Consider the following 15,199-nt stretch of genomic DNA (forward strand, 5'->3'; position numbering starts at 1 on the left):
CCTCAGTGTCGCTGAACGTCCAGTCTAGGCGCGATGCCCGCGCCCAGCGCGGTGTGCGGCGGACCGCTGGGTGACGACGATGCACGCCAGCACGGCCACCGCCGCGACGGGGGCCAGCGGGCCGGGTTCCTCGCCCAGCAGCAGCACCGCCCACACCAGCGTCAGCAGGGGCTGGGCGAGCTGGAACTGGCTCGCCCGCCCCACGCCGATGACCCCCATGCCCCGGTACCACACGATGAGCCCGAGCCACTGCGAGCCCACCACGAGCCAGGTGAGGCCGACCGCGGCGTGCCAGGTGAGCCGCGCGGGCTCCAGGGCCAGGGCCAGCGCCGCGCCCGGGACGGCCAGTGGCAGGCACAGCACCAGCGCCCAGCCGATGACGTGCGAGCCGGGCAGCTCCCGCGCCAGCCGCCCGCCCTCCGCGTACCCGGCGGCGCAGACGACGAGCGCGGCGAACAGGTAGCCGTCGGCTCCGGTGAGTCCGCCGCCCCCGTCCCGCAGGGCGAAGCCGACCGCCACCGCGGCCCCGGCCACCGCCGCCGTCCAGAACGGCCAGCGGTACCGCGCCCGCTGCCGCCAGGCGCCGTAGGCGGCCGTCGTCAGCGGCAGCAGGCCGACGACGACCGCGGCGTGCGCGGTGGTGGTGGTGCGCAGCGCCAGCGTGGTCAGCAGGGGGAACCCGACGACGACGCCGACGGCCACCACGGCCAGCCCCGGCCAGTGGCGGCGCGCGGGCAGCGGGGCCCGCCACGCCAGCAGGCAGGCCAGGGCGAGCGCCCCGGCCAGCGCGGTCCTGCTCGCGGTGACCAGCCACGGGCCCAGCCCCTCAAGCGCCCAGGCGGTGGCGGGGAAGGTCAGGGAGAACGCCGTCACGCCCAGGACGGCCAGGCCGCTGCCGCGGAGGGCGCCCGAGGGGCGCCGCGGCCTCGACGGCGGTGCGGTGCGGGGGACCGCTATCGCCGCGGTGTCGGTAGCGCTACCGTGTACTTTCATGGTCCACAGTAGCAGTGTCGCGGAAGTCGCAGGGAGTCTGCGCAAGGAGCTGGATCGCTACCCGGTGGGGGAGCGCCTGCCGTCGAGTCGGGCCCTGGTGGAGCGCTTCCGGGTCAGTCCGGTCACCGTCAGCCGCGCCCTGGCCGCCCTGGCCGCCGAGGGCCTGGTGGTCACCCGCCCCGGGGCCGGGGCCTTCCGGGCCGCGCCCCCGGCGTCCGGCCCGGCCGGAGCGCGGGGTGACACCTCCTGGCAGGAGGTGTCGCTGAGCGCCGAACCCGCCGCGGACCAGGTGCCCCGGACCGTCGACGCCACCGGGCTCCTGGCCACGCTCAGCCCGCCCGGGCCCGGGGTCATCGCCCTGCACGGCGGCTACCTGCCCGCCGCCCTGCGCCCCGACCGGGCCCTGGCCGCCGCGCTCGCCCGCGCCGGACGGCGCCCCGGCGCCTGGCGGCTCCCGCCCCTGGAGGGCATGCCGGAGCTGCGCACCTGGTTCGCCCGCGAGATCAGCGGCCCCGGCGGCACGCGCACGGGCGCCGACGTGCTGATCACCGGAGGCGGGCAGAGCGCCATCACCACCGCCCTGCGCGCCCTCGCCCCGCCCGGGGCGCCCGTGCTGGTGGAGTCGCCCACCTACCCGGGCCTGCTGGCCGTCGCCCGGGCCTCCGGGCTGCGCCCCGTGCCCGTGCCGGGCGACGCCGACGGGGTGCGCCCCGACCTGCTGGCCGACGCGTTCCACGCCAGCGGCGCCCGGGTGTTCGTGTGCCAGCCGCTGTTCCAGAACCCCACCGGGTCCGTCCTGGGCGGGCAGCGACGGGCCGCCGTGCTCGCCGCGGCCCGGGAGGCCGGCGCCTTCGTCGTCGAGGACGACTACGCCCGGCACCTGGCGCACGAGGACTGCGGCCCGCTACCGCCCGCGCTCGCCGCCGAGGACCCCGACGGGGTCGTCGTCCACCTGCGGTCGCTGACCAAGGCCGCCTCGCCCAGCCTGCGGGTGGGCGCCGTCGCCGCGCGGGGGCCGGTGCTGGAACGGCTGCGCGCCATCCAGATCGTCGACAACTTCTTCGTGCCGCGCCCGCTCCAGGAGGCCGCGCTCGAACTCGTCGGAGCCCCCGCCTGGCCGCGCCACCTACGCGCGATCGGCGCCGAGCTGCGCGCCCGCCGCACCGCCGCCCTGGCGGCCCTGGCCGAGTGGCTGCCGCACCTGGTGCCCGCGCACGTCCCGCGCGGGGGATTCCAGCTCTGGCTGCGGCTGCCGGCCGGCAGCGACGAGACGGCCGTCACGGCCGCCGCGCTCCGGGCCGGGGTCGCCGTCGCGCCCGGGCGCCCGTACTTCGCCGCCGAGCCGCCCGCCCCGTACCTGCGGCTCTCCCTGGCCGCCCCGGCGAGCGTCGCCGAGCTGACCGAGGGCATCGAGCGACTGCGCGAGGCCTGCCCGCCCCCGCCGCGGTGACCGCTTGCCGCCGCGGCCCCGGGGGTGCCACGCTGCACCGCATGCTCGACGGCTACGAGATATCCAGCGACCCCGCCCGCCTGGACACCGCGCTGGTGCACCGCTGGCTGTCCCGCGACACCTACTGGGCACTGGGCCGCAGCAGGGAGCAGCAGGAGCGGGCCATCGCCGGGTCGCTGAACTTCGGCGTCTACGCCGTCGCCGACGGGGCGCAGGTGGCCTACGCCCGCGTCATCACCGACCGCGCCACCTTCGCCTGGCTCTGCGACGTCTATGTGGCGCCGCCGGTGCGCGGGAGCGGGCTGGGCACCCGCCTGGTCGAAGCCGTCTGCGCGGAGCTGGGCCCCGACGGGCCGCGCCGCGTCATGCTCGCCACGCACGACGCGCACGGCGTCTACGCCAAGGTCGGCTTCACACCGCTGGACGCCCCCGAGCACTACATGGCGCGCGTCGCCCCTGACCCGCGGGGGTGCCCGGCGGTGGCGGACGGCCGCGGGCGCGACCCTACGACCGCGCACCGCCCACCGCGCGCCGCCCACCGCGCGCTGGTCCGGCGCCGCCCGGAGCGCTTCCCGGCTCGACGCCCGGCTCGACGACGAGACGACGGCCGGTCCCCGGTCCGACGGCGACCGGGTGCGCGACGGCACCGGCCGCCGTGCGCGCCGCCCGCCGCCCCGCCCACCCGGCGACCTCACCGGCCGCGTCGGGCACCGGCGCTCGTCGACGGGCCGGCGTTCCGGGGCGCGGCGGCGGTCTTCAACCGCGCCCTTCCGGGTACCCGCACGGGCATGAGTGCACAGGAGGAACCGCCGCTGACGCCCGACCTGCCCCCGCAGACCGAGGCACCCGATCTGGAGGAGGCGCAGCGGCTGGCGGCGGAGCAGGAGCGCCGCGAGGCCGAGGACTACGAGTCCGAGGGCGAACCGGGCGAACCCACAGACTGAACCGACCGACCACCGTGCCCCTGGGGCGGCGACCGCCGCCCCAGGGGCACGACCCGCTCCGGGCACCTGCCCGCCCGCCCCCGGGCCGCGTCCGCCGCGCGATGTCCGTGGCCTGGCCGCGCCCTGGCCCCTGGGCGCGTTCCGCGTCCGTGCCGGCGCCGCGCCGCGTGCGTGGTGAGTCCGCGCCGCGTCCGTGCGGCCTGGACCGCCTCCCCGCCGCCGTGCCCGCACGGCGTCCGGGCCGCCCGGCTCCGCCTCGCTAGGGCGACGACGCCGACGTGCCCTCCGCGCGGCGCGTCCACGCCGTTCCCGCGCCGCCTCCCGCAGCGCACCGCCGGGGCCGGCGGAAAACGGCGTTGCATAAAACTGTGTTGCTTCGTATAGTCATGCCATCGAGGAGGAGGAGCGATGGCGGTAAGCGTGGCGGTGGCCGGGGCCAGTGGGTATGCGGGCGGGGAGGTGCTCCGGCTGCTGCTCGGCCATCCCGAGGTGCGCGTGGGGGCGCTGACGGCGAACTCCAACGCCGGGCGCCCGCTGGGGGAGGTGCAGCCGCAGCTCGCGCCGCTGGCCGACCGGGTGCTGGAGCCGACCGGTGTCGAGGCGCTGGCCGGGCACGACGTGGTCTTCCTCGCGCTCCCGCACGGGCAGTCCGCCGCCGTGGCCGCGGAGCTGGGGGACGACGTGCTCGTGGTGGACTGCGGCGCCGACTTCCGCCTGGCCGACGCCGAGGCGTGGGCCCGATTCTACGCCACCCCGCACGCCGGCACCTGGCCCTACGGCCTGCCCGAGCTGCCCGGGGCCCGGGACGCGCTGCGGGGGTCCCGGCGCGTCGCGGTCCCCGGGTGTTACCCGACGGCCGTCTCGCTCGCGCTGTTCCCCGCCTACGCGGCCGGACTCGCCGAGCCGGAGGCTGTGATCGTCGCCGCCACCGGCACCTCGGGCGCGGGCCGGGCGCTCAAGCCGCACCTGCTGGGCAGCGAGGTGCTGGGCTCGATGAGCCCCTACGGCGTCGGCGGCGTGCACCGGCACACCCCGGAGATGGCGCAGAACCTCAGCGCGGTGGCCGAGGAGCCGGTCACCGTCTCCTTCACGCCCACCCTCGCCCCCATGTCCCGCGGCATCCTCGCCACCTGTTCGGCGAAGGTCCGGCCCCCGGGGGACGCCCGGGCGCTGCGCGAGGCGTACGGCAAGGCGTTCGCCGACGAGCCGTTCGTCCGCCTGCTGCCGCCCGGGCAGTGGCCCGCCACCGCCCACGTGCACGGTGCCAACACCGCGCACGTGCAGGTGGCGCTGGACGAGGACGCGGGGCGTGTCGTCGCCGTCAGCGCCATCGACAACCTCACCAAGGGCACCGCGGGCGGCGCGGTGCAGAGCATGAACATCGCCCTCGGGCTCCCCGAGGAGCTGGGGCTGCCCACCACCGGAGTGGCGCCGTGAGGCGCGCACCCGCGCGGGACGCGGCGCGGACGACGACGGCCGCGCCACGGGGCGCGGGCGCAGGAGCGAACGGAGACAGGCAGTGAGCGTGACGGCGGCGAAGGGGTTCACGGCGGCGGGTGTCGCGGCCGGGATCAAGGACGGCGGTGCGCCGGACCTGGCCCTGGTGGTCAACACCGGGCCGTGCCAGGCGGCCGCGGGGGTCTTCACCCGCAACCGGATCAAGGCGGCGCCCGTGCTGTGGTCGCAGCAGGTCCTCTCCGGGGGGCGGGTTTCCGCGGTCGTGCTCAACTCCGGCGGCGCCAACGCCTGCACCGGCCCGCTGGGCTTCCAGGACACCCACGCCACCGCGGAGCGGGCCGCCGAGGTGCTGGGGCACAGCGCGGCGGAGGTGGCCGTGGCCTCGACCGGGCTGATCGGCGTGCGGCTGCCCATGGACAGGCTGCTGCCCGGCATCGACCAGGCGGCCGGCGCGCTGTGCGCGCACGGCGGCGAGAAGGCCGCGATCGCCATCAGGACGACCGACACCGTGCACAAGACGGCGGTCGCCGAGGGCTCCGGGTACGTCGTCGGCGGCATGGCCAAGGGCGCGGGCATGCTCGCGCCGTCGCTGGCCACCATGCTGGTGGTGCTCACCACCGACGCCGACGTGCCCGCCGGGCAGCTCGACGCCGTGCTGCGCGAGGCCACCCGCACGACCTTCGAGCGGGTGGACTCCGACGGCTGCCTGTCGACCAACGACACCGTGCTGCTCCTGGCCTCGGGCGCCTCCGGCCGCACTCCGGACGCCGGGGAGTTCGCCGAGACCGTCCACGCCGTCTGCGCCGACCTGGCCCGCCAGTTGGTCCGCGACGCCGAGGGCGCGTCCAAGGACATCCGGATCGAGGTCGTGAACGCCGCGAGCGAGGACGACGCCGTGGAGGTGGGCCGCTCCATCGCCCGCAACAACCTGCTCAAGTGCGCCGTCCACGGCGAGGACGCCAACTGGGGCCGGGTGCTGTCGGCCATCGGCACGACGTCGGCGGCCTTCGCGCCCGACCAGCTCAACGTGGCCATCAACGGCGTGTGGGTGTGCAAGAACGGCTCCGTAGGCGAGGACCGCGCCCTGGTGGACATGCGCTACCGCGAGGTCCGCATCACCGCCGACCTCGCCGCGGGTCCGCACGCGGCCGTCCTGTGGACCAACGACCTGACCGCCGACTACGTCCACGAGAACAGCGCCTACTCCTCCTGAGGGTCATGACCACGCGAAAGCACACCGCTCTGCCCAAGGCGCGCACGCTGATCGAGGCGCTGCCCTGGCTCACCCGCCACCACGGCAAGACGGTCGTCATCAAGTTCGGCGGCAACGCAATGGTCGACGACGCGCTGAAGGCCGCCTTCGCGCAGGACGTCGTCTTCCTGCGGCACGCCGGGCTGCGCCCGGTCGTCGTGCACGGCGGCGGCCCGCAGATCAGTGCCCAGCTCGACCGGCTGGGGCTGGCCTCGGAGTTCAAGGCCGGGCTGCGCGTCACCACCCCGGAGACGATGGAGGTGGTGCGCATGGTGCTCGCCGGGCAGGTGCAGCGCGAACTCGTCGGGCTGCTCAACCGGCACGGCGCGCTCGCCGTCGGCCTGACCGGCGAGGACGCCCACCTCATGACGGCCACCAAGCGCTGGGCCGAGGTGGACGGCGAGCGGGTGGACATCGGCCGCGTCGGCGACGTCACCGCCATCGAGACCGGCGCGGTGCGCGCCCTGCTGGACGACGGCCGCATCCCGGTCGTCTCCTCCATCGCCCGCAGCGCCGACGACCACCACGTCTACAACGTCAACGCCGACACCGCCGCCGCCGCGCTGGCCGCCGCGCTGGGCGCCGAGACGCTGATGGTCCTCACCGACGTCGAAGGCCTGTACGCGGACTGGCCGCGCAGCGACGACGTCATCAGCCGGCTGACCGTCAGCGAACTGGAGAAGCTGCTGCCCGGCCTGGCCAGCGGCATGGTGCCCAAAATGGAGGGCTGCCTGCACGCGGTGCGCGGCGGCGTGCGCACCGCGCGCGTCATCGACGGCCGGGTGCAGCACTCCATCCTGCTGGAGATCTTCACCGACGAGGGAATCGGCACGATGGTCGTGCCGGACGAGACCGAGAGCGACGACGAGGGGGAACGGGCGTGAGCAACGAGGAACTGACCCGGCGGTGGCGGGGCGCGGTGATGGACACCTACGGCACCCCCCGGGTGCCGCTCGTCCGCGGCGAGGGCGTCCGCCTGTGGGACGCGGACGGCACGCAGTACCTGGACTTCGTCGGCGGCATCGCGGTCAACGCGCTGGGCACCGGCCACCCGGCCGTCGTGCGGGCCGTCTCCGAGCAGGTGGCCACGCTCGCGCACGTCTCCAACCTCTTCGTCGCGCAGCCCCCCGTCGCGCTCGCCGAACGGCTGCTGGAGCTGGCCGGGCGGCCGGGCGCGGTCTACTTCGGCAACTCCGGCGCGGAGGCCGTGGAGGCCGCGGTGAAGATCGGCCGCCGCACCGGGCGCACCCACATGGTCGCCACCCACGGCGGCTTCCACGGCCGCACCCTGGGAGCGCTCGCCCTCACCGGGCAGCCGAAGAAGCAGGACCCCTTCCGGCCGCTGCCGGGCGAGGTCACCCACGTGCCCTACGGCGACGTGGAGGCGCTCCGGGCGGCCGTCACCGAGCGGACGGCGCTGTTCGTCGTCGAGCCGGTGCAGGGGGAGAACGGCGTGGTCGTGGCCCCGGAGGGCTACCTCGCCGCGGCCCGCGAGATCACCCGGGCCACCGGCACGCTGCTGGTGGTCGACGAGATCCAGACCGGCATCGGGCGCACGGGCCACTGGTTCGCGTGCCGGGCACAGGGCGTCGAGCCGGACGTCATCACCCTGGCCAAGGGCCTCGGCGGCGGTCTGCCCATCGGCGCGACGCTCGCGTTCGGCCACGCGGCCGCACTGCTCACGCCGGGCCAGCACGGCTCCACCTTCGGCGGCAACCCGGTGGCCTGCGCGGCGGGCCTGGCCGTGCTGGAGACCATCGCGGCCGACGGTCTGCTCGACCACGTCCAGCGGATCGGCGCCCGGCTGCGCGACGGCCTGTGGGCGCTGGGCCATCCGCTGATCGACCGCGTCCGCGGCGCCGGACTGCTCCTGGGTATCGTGCTCACCGAACCGGTCGCCGCCCAGGTGCAGCAGGCGGCCCAGGACGCGGGTCTGCTGGTGAACGCGGTGGCCCCGGACGTCATCCGGCTGGCGCCACCGCTGGTCGTCGGCGACCCCGAGGTGGACGCCCTGCTCCGCGCGTTCCCGGCGGTCCTGGACGCGGCCGACCCCGCGGCCCCGTCCCGACGAGTCGGAGCGTGACGATGCGTGAGGAGCAGCCGAACGGGCAGTCCGTCCCGCAGACGCGGACGGCCCGGCACCGCCGGATCGTGGACATCCTGGGCCGGCAGCCGGTGCGCTCGCAGAGCCAGCTCGCCAAGCTCCTCGCGGACGACGGCCTGTCCGTCACCCAGGCCACCCTCTCCCGCGACCTCGACGAGCTGGGGGCGGTGAAGATCCGCAACACCGGAGGGGAGCTGATCTACGCCGTGCCGGGGGAGGGGGGCGACCGCACCCCGCGGGCGCCGCTGGGGGAGTCGGCGAGCGAGGCGCGCATGGCACGGCTCGCCGGCGAGCTGATGATCTCGGCGGAGGCGTCCGCGAACCTCGTCGTGCTGCGGACGCCCCCGGGGGCCGCGCAGTTCTTCGCCTCGGCCATCGACCAGGCGGGCGTGCACGAGATCATCGGCACCATCGCCGGGGACGACACGCTGCTGCTGATCAGCCGGGCGCCGGAGGGCGGCCAGGCCCTGGCCGACCACCTGATGCGCCTGGCCCAGCGCAACCGCTGACCCGCCGCCCCGGGCGGCCGGCCCCGCCCCCGTCCCCGGGTCGGCACCCCGTCGCCGTTCCCGGACTCCGCCTTGGGGCCGCCGCCTTGGGATCGCCGCCTTGGGATCGGCGCCTTGGGATCGGCGCCTTCGGGCCGCCGCCTTCGGGCCGGCGGCGGAAAACCGGGTGACCGGCGGGCCGGACGGCTGTGAGAATCGTGGCGCCATCGCCCCGACGCGCCCCTGGAGCCGCGCCATGCCCCGTCGCCTGACCGCCCCCGCGCTCTTCCCGCCCCCCGGTTACGCCCACGCGGCGGTCGTCGAAGCCGGGGAGCGGCTCGTCTTCAGCGCCGGGAGCGTGCCACTGGACCGACACGGCGACCTCGTGGGCGCCGGCGACCACGCGGCGCAGACCCGCCAGGTGCTGGCGAACCTGGACACCGCGCTGCGCGCGGCGGACAGCGGGCTGGAGCACGTCGTGACCACCGAGGTGTACGTGGTGGCCGAGCGGGACGAGGACCTGGAGGCCGTGTGGGACGAGGTGCGCGCCTCCGGGCTGTCGGTGGGGCCGCACGCCTCCACGCTGCTGGGCGTGGCCCGGCTGGGCTACCCCGGGCAACTGGTGGAGATCACCGCCGTGGCCACCGTGCCCTGACGGCCGCGCCCCGCCCCGGGCCGCCGGCCGCTCACGGGGTCGGCGGCAGCGGCAGGGGCAGGCCGGGCAGGCCGTCGAGGCTCGTTCCGACGTGCTCCTTGCCGCGGAAGTAGGCGTCCAGGCTCGCGTCGTCCTCGCGCGCGAAGCGGGACGCGTGCAGGGGCCGGTCGGCCTCGTAGGACATGAACGGCACCGCGTATCCGCAGGTGTCGCGGATCAGCTCGGCGGTGACGACGACGACCGCGCGCAGCCCGTGCCGGGAGCCGTCGATGCCGGGGAAGTGCGCCAGCAGCCCGGTGAAGCGCGCGTCGTCGCGGAACACCGGCTCGCCGCGCCCGTGCACGCGCACGATGTTCGGCGGTCCGGCGAACGCGCACCACATGAGCGTGATGCGCCCGTTCTCCCGCAGGTGGGCGATGGTCTCCGCGTTGCTGCCGGCGAAGTCCAGGTAGGCGACGGTGCGTTCGTCCAGCACGGCCAGTGAGCCGCGCAGGCCCTTGGGCGAGAGGTTGACGGTGCCGTCCGCGGCCAGCGGCGCCGTCGCGGTGAAGAAGACCGGCTGCTCCTCGATGAAGCTCCGCAGCCGACCGGTGATGCCCTCGTGTGTTTTCCCCATGCCCTCCATCATCCCCGCGGGGGCGCGCGGGGCGCTCGCGCGTCCGCACGGTGGGAACGGCGGGCCGGGTCCGGGCCGAGCGCGGCGGAGCCGCTTTGACGAACCATGCGCCGGGATGCATACTTATACCTGTCGCCGTATGGATCGTAAGGAGACCCCCGTGACCGAGCGCGTCGTACTCGCCTACTCCGGCGGCCTGGACACCTCCGTCTGCATCGGCTGGATCGCCGAGGAGACCGGGGCCGAGGTCGTCGCCGTCGCCGTGGACGTCGGCCAGGGCGGAGAGGACCTGGACGTCATCCGCAAGCGCGCGCTCGCCTGCGGTGCCGTCGAGGCCGAGGTCGCGGACGCCAAGGAGGAGTTCGCCGACGAGTACTGCCTCCCCGCGCTGAAGGCCAACGCCCTCTACATGGACCGCTACCCGCTGGTCTCCGCGCTCTCCCGGCCGGTGATCGTCAAGCACCTGGTGGCCGCCGCCCGCAAGCACGGGGCGAGCACCGTGGCGCACGGCTGCACCGGCAAGGGCAACGACCAGGTGCGGTTCGAGGCGGGCATCGCCTCCCTCGCCCCCGACCTGCGGTGCATCGCCCCCGTGCGGGACTACGCGATGACCCGGGACAAGGCCATCGCCTTCTGCGAGGAGAAGAACCTCCCGATCGCGACGACGAAGAAGTCCCCGTACTCGATCGACCAGAACGTCTTCGGGCGGGCCGTGGAGACCGGCTTCCTGGAGGACATCTGGAACGCCCCCATCGAGGACGTCTACGAGTACACCGAGAACCCGGCCACCCAGCGCGCGGCCGACGAGGTGGTCATCACCTTCAAGGAGGGCGTGCCGGTCGCCCTCGACGGCAAGCCCGTCACCGTCCTCCAGGCGATCCAGCAGCTCAACGAGCGGGCCGGGGCCCAGGGCGTCGGCCGGATCGACATGGTCGAGGACCGGCTGGTGGGCATCAAGTCCCGCGAGGTCTACGAGGCCCCGGGCGCCCTCGCGCTGATCACCGCGCACCAGGAGCTGGAGAACGTCACCGTCGAGCGGGAGCTGGCGCGCTACAAGCGGCAGGTCGAGCAGCGCTGGGGCGAGCTGGTCTACGACGGCCTGTGGTTCTCCCCGCTCAAGCGCGCCCTGGACGGCTTCGTCAACGAGGCCAACGCGCACGTCAGCGGCGACATCCGGATGACGCTGCACGGCGGCCGGGCCGTCGTCACCGGCCGGCGCTCGGAGTCCTCCCTGTACGACTTCAACCTGGCCACCTACGACAGCGGCGACACCTTCGACCAGTCGCTGTCCAAGGGCTTCATCGAGATCTTCGGCATGTCCAGCAAGATCGCCGCCAAGCGGGACCAGGCGCAGTAACCTGCGCTCGGGCCCGTCCGGGCACCACCGCCGCCGTCCCGCCCCGCTGCCGTGGGCGGGGCGGCGGTCGCACACCGCACGGCCGGAGCACCGGCCGCCGCCAGCACGCCACGCACCCGAGGAGCAGGACACAGATGAGCAACGGCGCGGAGCAGGGCGCGACCCCCGACGTGCGGCTGTGGGGCGGCCGGTTCGCCGACGGCCCCGCGGCGGCCCTGGCCCGCCTGAGCGCCTCCGTCCACTTCGACTGGCGGCTGGCCCCCTACGACATCGCCGGCTCGCGGGCCCACGCCCGGGTGCTGCACCGCGCCGGTCTGCTGACGGCCGAGGAGCTGGAACGCATGCTCGCCGGGCTCGACCGGCTCGAAGCCGACGTGGCCGGCGGCAGCTTCACCGGCACCCTCGCCGACGAGGACGTGCACACCGCGCTGGAGCGCGGCCTGCTGGAGCGGCTCGGGCCCGACCTCGGCGGCAAGCTGCGCGCCGGCCGCTCGCGCAACGACCAGGTGGCCACGCTCTTCCGGATGTACCTGCGGGACCACGCCCGCGTCATCGGCGGCCTCCTCGCCGATCTGCAGGAGGCCCTGACCGCGCTCGCCGAGGCCCACCCGGACGTCGCGATGCCCGGCCGCACCCACCTCCAGCACGCCCAGCCGGTGCTCTTCGCCCACCACGTGCTCGCCCACGTCCAGGCGCTCGGCCGGGACGCGGAGCGGCTGCGCCAGTGGGACGAGCGCACCGCCGTCTCGCCCTACGGCTCGGGCGCGCTCGCCGGCTCCTCGCTCGGCCTGGACCCGCGCGCCGTCGCCGCCGACCTCGGCTTCGAACGCGGTTCGGCCGCCAACTCCATCGACGGCACCGCCGCGCGCGACTTCGCCGCGGAGTTCGCCTTCGTCACCGCGATGATCGGCGTCGACCTCTCCCGCATCGCCGAGGAGATCATCCTGTGGAACACCAAGGAGTTCTCCTTCGTCACGCTGCACGACGCGTTCTCCACCGGCTCCTCGATCATGCCGCAGAAGAAGAACCCCGACATCGCCGAGCTGGCGCGCGGCAAGTCCGGGCGGCTCATCGGCAACCTGACGGGCCTGCTGGCCACCCTCAAGGCGCTGCCGCTCGCCTACAACCGCGATCTCCAGGAGGACAAGGAGCCGGTCTTCGACTCCTGTGACCAGCTTGAGGTCCTGCTGCCCGCGTTCACCGGGATGCTGGCGACCCTCACCGTCCACCGCGAGCGCATGGCGGAGCTGGCCCCGGCCGGGTTCTCGCTGGCCACCGACGTGGCCGAGTGGCTGGTCAAGCGGGGCGTGCCGTTCCGCGTGGCGCACGAGGTGGCGGGGGAGTGCGTCAAGGAGTGCGAGCGCACGGGGATCGAGCTGGAGGAGCTGACGGACGAGCAGTTCGCCGCCATCTCCCCGCACCTGACGCCCGAGGTGCGCGGCGTGCTGAACGTGCCCGGCGCGCTCGCGGCGCGCGACGGCCGGGGCGGCACGGCGCCCAGCGCGGTCGCGGAGCAGCTCGCCGAGGTGAAGGCCGACCTGGCGAGGCAGCGGGAGTGGGCGGACGCGAAGAGCTGAGCCACCCGGCGGCCCGGGCACGGTGGACCGCCGCCGCCCGTCCGCCGCCCGTCCGCAGCCGGCTGTCCTCGGCCCGCTGCCGGCTGTCGTCGGCCGTCGGCTGTTCGCCGCCCGCCACCCCCCGCCGTCCGGATCACCGGGCACGTGCCGCACTGTCGTGAGACATATGTGTCTCATATGAAGTACCGTCGTCTCATGACAGTGCACAGGGGCCAGGTGCTGAAGGCGGCGGCCGAACTGCTCTCGCGCAAGGCGACGGCGTCCATGGACGACATCGCGCGGGCCGCCGGGATCAGCCGGGCGACGCTGCACCGGCACTTCGCCGGGCGCGAGGCGCTGGTCTTCGCGCTCGCGGAACTGGCCGTGCGCCAGATCGAGGACGGGCTCGACGCCGCGCGGATCGAGGAGGGGGACCCGGCGCAGGCCCTGCGGCGGCTGGTGGCCCAGGCGACGCCGGTCGCCGGGTTCCTGGCGTTCCTCTACGGCGAGAACCAGCTCTACGAGCCCGGCACGCCCGACCCCGGCTGGGCCCGCATCGAGGAGCGCGTGGGCGCGCTGATCCGCCGGGGCCAGGAGCGGGGCGCCTTCCGCCGCGACCTGTCCGCCCACTGGCTGACCGACGCCCTCCACGCCCTCGTCGTCGCCTCCGGCTGGTCCGTGCAGGACGGCCGGATGGCGCCGCGGGAGGCCCCCCGCATGGTCGCCGAGGTGCTGCTCGGCGGCGTCCTGGAACGGCGGACGGCGTGAGCGCGCCCGGCGCGAGCCGCTGGGTGGCGCTCGCCGTGCTCGTCCTCGCCGTGCTCCTGGTCGGCATCGACGCCACCGTGCTGGGCCTGGCGATGCCCTTTCTCAGCGAGGACCTGGCCCCCTCCAGCACCCAGCTCCTGTGGATCGGGGACGTCTACTCCTTCGTCATCGCCGGGCTGCTGGTGTCCATGGGCAGCCTCGGGGACCGGGTGGGTCGCAAGCGGCTGCTGCTGGTCGGCGCCACCGTCTTCGGCGCCGTCTCCGTGCTCAACGCCTACGCCCACAGCGCCGAGGCGATGATCGTGTGGCGCGCGCTGCTCGGGGTGGCCGGCGCGACGCTGATGCCGGCCACGCTCGCGCTGATCCGCAACCTCTTCCACGACCCGCGCGAGCGCAGCCTGGCCGTCGGCATCTGGGGCGCGATGGCCTCGGCGGGGGCGGCCGTGGGCCCCGTGGCCGGCGGCTTCCTGCTGGAGCACTTCTGGTGGGGGTCGGTCTTCCTGATCAACCTGCCGGTGATGGCCGTGCTCGTCCTGGTCGGCGCCCGGGTGCTGCCGGAGTCGAAGAACCCGGCCCCCGGCCCGTGGGACGTGCCCAGCGTGCTGCTGTCGATGGCCGGCATCGTCGGCGTCGTCTACGCGGTGAAGGAGGCCGCCGCGCACGGGTCGCGCTGGGACGTCTACCTCGCCGGCGCCCTGGGCGCGCTGTGCCTGTCCGCGTTCGTGCGGCGGCAACTGCGCCTGCCCCACCCGCTGCTGGACATGCGGCTGTTCCGCAGCCGGGGCTTCTCCGGCGCGGTGCTGGCCGACCTGCTCACCATCCTGGGGCTGTCCGGGCTGATCTTCTTCCTCTCCCAGTTCCTCCAGATGGTGCAGGGACGCAGCCCGCTCCAGGCCGGTGTCGCGGAGCTGCCCGCGGCGATCGGCGCGGTCGCCGCCGGCCTGCTGGCCGGGACCGTCGCCCGGCGCACCTCGGTGCGCGCGTCCGTCTCCGGCGGCCTGGCCGCCGTGGGCCTGGCTCTGGGCGCCTGCCTGTGGCTCGACCAGTACACCGACTACTGGCTGCTCGGACCGGTGCTGCTCGTCGTCGGCCTCGGCGCCGGGCTCTCCTTCACCGTGACGGCCGACGTCATCCTCTCCAGCGTGCCGCGGGAACAGGCCGGGTCGGCCTCGGCCGTCTCCGAGACGGCCTACGAACTCGGGGCCGCGCTCGGCATCGCGCTGCTGGGCTCCATCGTCACCGGGATCTACCGGGGCTTCGCCGTCCCCGAGGGCGTGCCCGACGCCGTGGCCCGGGACGCCCACGCCTCGCTGGGCGGCGCCGTCGACGCGGCGGCCAGGCTCCCGGCGGAGCTGGGCGACCCGCTGCTCGCCGCGGCGCAGAGCGACTTCACCGCCGGGCTGCGCTCGGCGGCCGGGGTCGGCGCGGCCGTCCTGCTGACCGCCGCGGTGGCCGCCTGGCACCTGCTGCGCCACCAGCGCCTGTCCGACGTCCCGGAGGAGGTCTGACCCGCCCGGGGCGGCCCGCCGGGCGGGCCGCCGGTTCCGGGGCGCTCGCC

13 protein-coding genes and 1 pseudogene are annotated in these 15,199 nt (G+C 75.5%); 12 read left to right on the plus strand and 2 right to left on the minus strand.

Translation table 11 applies throughout. The features are described 5' to 3' along the window. Positions 1-24: 24 nt before the first annotated feature. A complete protein-coding gene (locus tag OSB71_RS15650; protein ID WP_265948655.1) occupies positions 25-993 on the minus strand; it encodes a DMT family transporter in 969 nt (322 codons plus the stop codon). Here OSB71_RS15650 and OSB71_RS15655 point away from each other — a divergent pair. The 8 genes and pseudogenes from OSB71_RS15655 to OSB71_RS15690 all read left to right on the plus strand — a co-directional run bounded on the left by OSB71_RS15655 (position 992) and on the right by OSB71_RS15690 (position 9,344). Then, positions 992-2,443 carry an aminotransferase-like domain-containing protein gene (locus tag OSB71_RS15655; RefSeq protein ID WP_265948656.1) on the plus strand — a complete coding sequence of 484 codons (1,452 nt, stop codon included), beginning with the start codon at positions 992-994 and terminating at the stop codon, positions 2,441-2,443. The two genes, OSB71_RS15650 and OSB71_RS15655, sit on opposite strands and share 2 nt — an antisense overlap. 41 nt (positions 2,444-2,484) lie before the next feature. Then, a pseudogene (locus OSB71_RS15660) lies at positions 2,485-2,889 on the plus strand (GNAT family N-acetyltransferase); the annotation flags it as partial. Positions 2,890-3,795: 906 nt separating this feature from the next. Beyond that, positions 3,796-4,824: an N-acetyl-gamma-glutamyl-phosphate reductase gene (gene argC / locus OSB71_RS15665; protein WP_265948657.1), complete on the plus strand. Its 1,029-nt coding sequence runs from the start codon at positions 3,796-3,798 to the stop codon at positions 4,822-4,824. A gap of 82 nt (positions 4,825-4,906) precedes the next feature. Further along, positions 4,907-6,058, plus strand: coding sequence for a bifunctional glutamate N-acetyltransferase/amino-acid acetyltransferase ArgJ (argJ, locus tag OSB71_RS15670; protein ID WP_265948658.1), 1,152 nt, complete (start codon positions 4,907-4,909; stop codon positions 6,056-6,058). 5 nt (positions 6,059-6,063) lie between these two features. Next, positions 6,064-6,981: an acetylglutamate kinase gene (gene argB / locus OSB71_RS15675; RefSeq protein WP_265948659.1), complete on the plus strand. Its 918-nt coding sequence runs from the start codon at positions 6,064-6,066 to the stop codon at positions 6,979-6,981. Continuing rightward, positions 6,978-8,180 carry an acetylornithine transaminase gene (locus OSB71_RS15680; RefSeq protein WP_265948660.1) on the plus strand — a complete coding sequence of 401 codons (1,203 nt, stop codon included), beginning with the start codon at positions 6,978-6,980 and terminating at the stop codon, positions 8,178-8,180. The genes argB and OSB71_RS15680 overlap by 4 nt, the downstream gene beginning before the upstream one ends. Before the next feature lie 2 nt (positions 8,181-8,182). Beyond that, positions 8,183-8,710 (plus strand): arginine repressor, encoded by a 528-nt coding sequence (locus tag OSB71_RS15685; RefSeq protein ID WP_265948726.1) that lies wholly within the window; start codon positions 8,183-8,185, stop codon positions 8,708-8,710. A gap of 235 nt (positions 8,711-8,945) precedes the next feature. Beyond that, positions 8,946-9,344: a RidA family protein gene (locus OSB71_RS15690; RefSeq protein WP_265948661.1), complete on the plus strand. Its 399-nt coding sequence runs from the start codon at positions 8,946-8,948 to the stop codon at positions 9,342-9,344. 31 nt (positions 9,345-9,375) lie between these two features. On the opposite strand, the gene OSB71_RS15695 is transcribed toward OSB71_RS15690, so the two are convergent. Continuing rightward, a complete protein-coding gene (locus tag OSB71_RS15695; RefSeq protein WP_265948662.1) occupies positions 9,376-9,960 on the minus strand; it encodes a pyridoxamine 5'-phosphate oxidase family protein in 585 nt (194 codons plus the stop codon). Between the two features lie 160 nt (positions 9,961-10,120). Between OSB71_RS15695 and OSB71_RS15700 the strand changes: the two genes are divergently transcribed. The 4 genes from OSB71_RS15700 to OSB71_RS15715 all read left to right on the plus strand — a co-directional run bounded on the left by OSB71_RS15700 (position 10,121) and on the right by OSB71_RS15715 (position 15,149). Beyond that, positions 10,121-11,317, plus strand: a complete 1,197-nt coding sequence (locus OSB71_RS15700) for an argininosuccinate synthase (RefSeq protein WP_265948663.1) — start codon at positions 10,121-10,123, stop codon at positions 11,315-11,317. Positions 11,318-11,451: 134 nt separating this feature from the next. After that, a complete protein-coding gene (gene argH / locus OSB71_RS15705; protein ID WP_265948664.1) occupies positions 11,452-12,894 on the plus strand; it encodes an argininosuccinate lyase in 1,443 nt (480 codons plus the stop codon). A gap of 195 nt (positions 12,895-13,089) precedes the next feature. Next, positions 13,090-13,641: a TetR/AcrR family transcriptional regulator gene (locus OSB71_RS15710; RefSeq protein WP_265948665.1), complete on the plus strand. Its 552-nt coding sequence runs from the start codon at positions 13,090-13,092 to the stop codon at positions 13,639-13,641. After that, positions 13,638-15,149 (plus strand): MFS transporter, encoded by a 1,512-nt coding sequence (locus tag OSB71_RS15715; protein WP_265948667.1) that lies wholly within the window; start codon positions 13,638-13,640, stop codon positions 15,147-15,149. Before OSB71_RS15710 ends, OSB71_RS15715 begins: the two co-directional genes overlap by 4 nt. Positions 15,150-15,199 lie beyond the last annotated feature (50 nt).

The organism is Streptomyces marinisediminis (assembly GCF_026262575.1).
In the GTDB taxonomy this organism is placed as follows: Bacteria; Actinomycetota; Actinomycetes; order Streptomycetales; family Streptomycetaceae; genus Streptomyces; species Streptomyces marinisediminis.

Excerpts from the sequence above, each read along its gene's own strand:
- OSB71_RS15655 (WP_265948656.1), top strand. The coding sequence starts at position 992 with ATGGTCCACAGTAGCAGTGTCGCGGAAGTCGCAGGGAGTCTGCGCAAG.
- OSB71_RS15650 (WP_265948655.1), bottom strand. The coding sequence starts at position 993 with ATGAAAGTACACGGTAGCGCTACCGACACCGCGGCGATAGCGGTCCCC.
- argC (WP_265948657.1), top strand. The coding sequence starts at position 3,796 with ATGGCGGTAAGCGTGGCGGTGGCCGGGGCCAGTGGGTATGCGGGCGGG.
- argB (WP_265948659.1), top strand. The coding sequence starts at position 6,064 with ATGACCACGCGAAAGCACACCGCTCTGCCCAAGGCGCGCACGCTGATC.
- OSB71_RS15685 (WP_265948726.1), top strand. The coding sequence starts at position 8,183 with ATGCGTGAGGAGCAGCCGAACGGGCAGTCCGTCCCGCAGACGCGGACG.
- OSB71_RS15690 (WP_265948661.1), top strand. The coding sequence starts at position 8,946 with ATGCCCCGTCGCCTGACCGCCCCCGCGCTCTTCCCGCCCCCCGGTTAC.
- OSB71_RS15695 (WP_265948662.1), bottom strand. The coding sequence starts at position 9,960 with ATGGGGAAAACACACGAGGGCATCACCGGTCGGCTGCGGAGCTTCATC.
- argH (WP_265948664.1), top strand. The coding sequence starts at position 11,452 with ATGAGCAACGGCGCGGAGCAGGGCGCGACCCCCGACGTGCGGCTGTGG.
- OSB71_RS15710 (WP_265948665.1), top strand. The coding sequence starts at position 13,090 with ATGACAGTGCACAGGGGCCAGGTGCTGAAGGCGGCGGCCGAACTGCTC.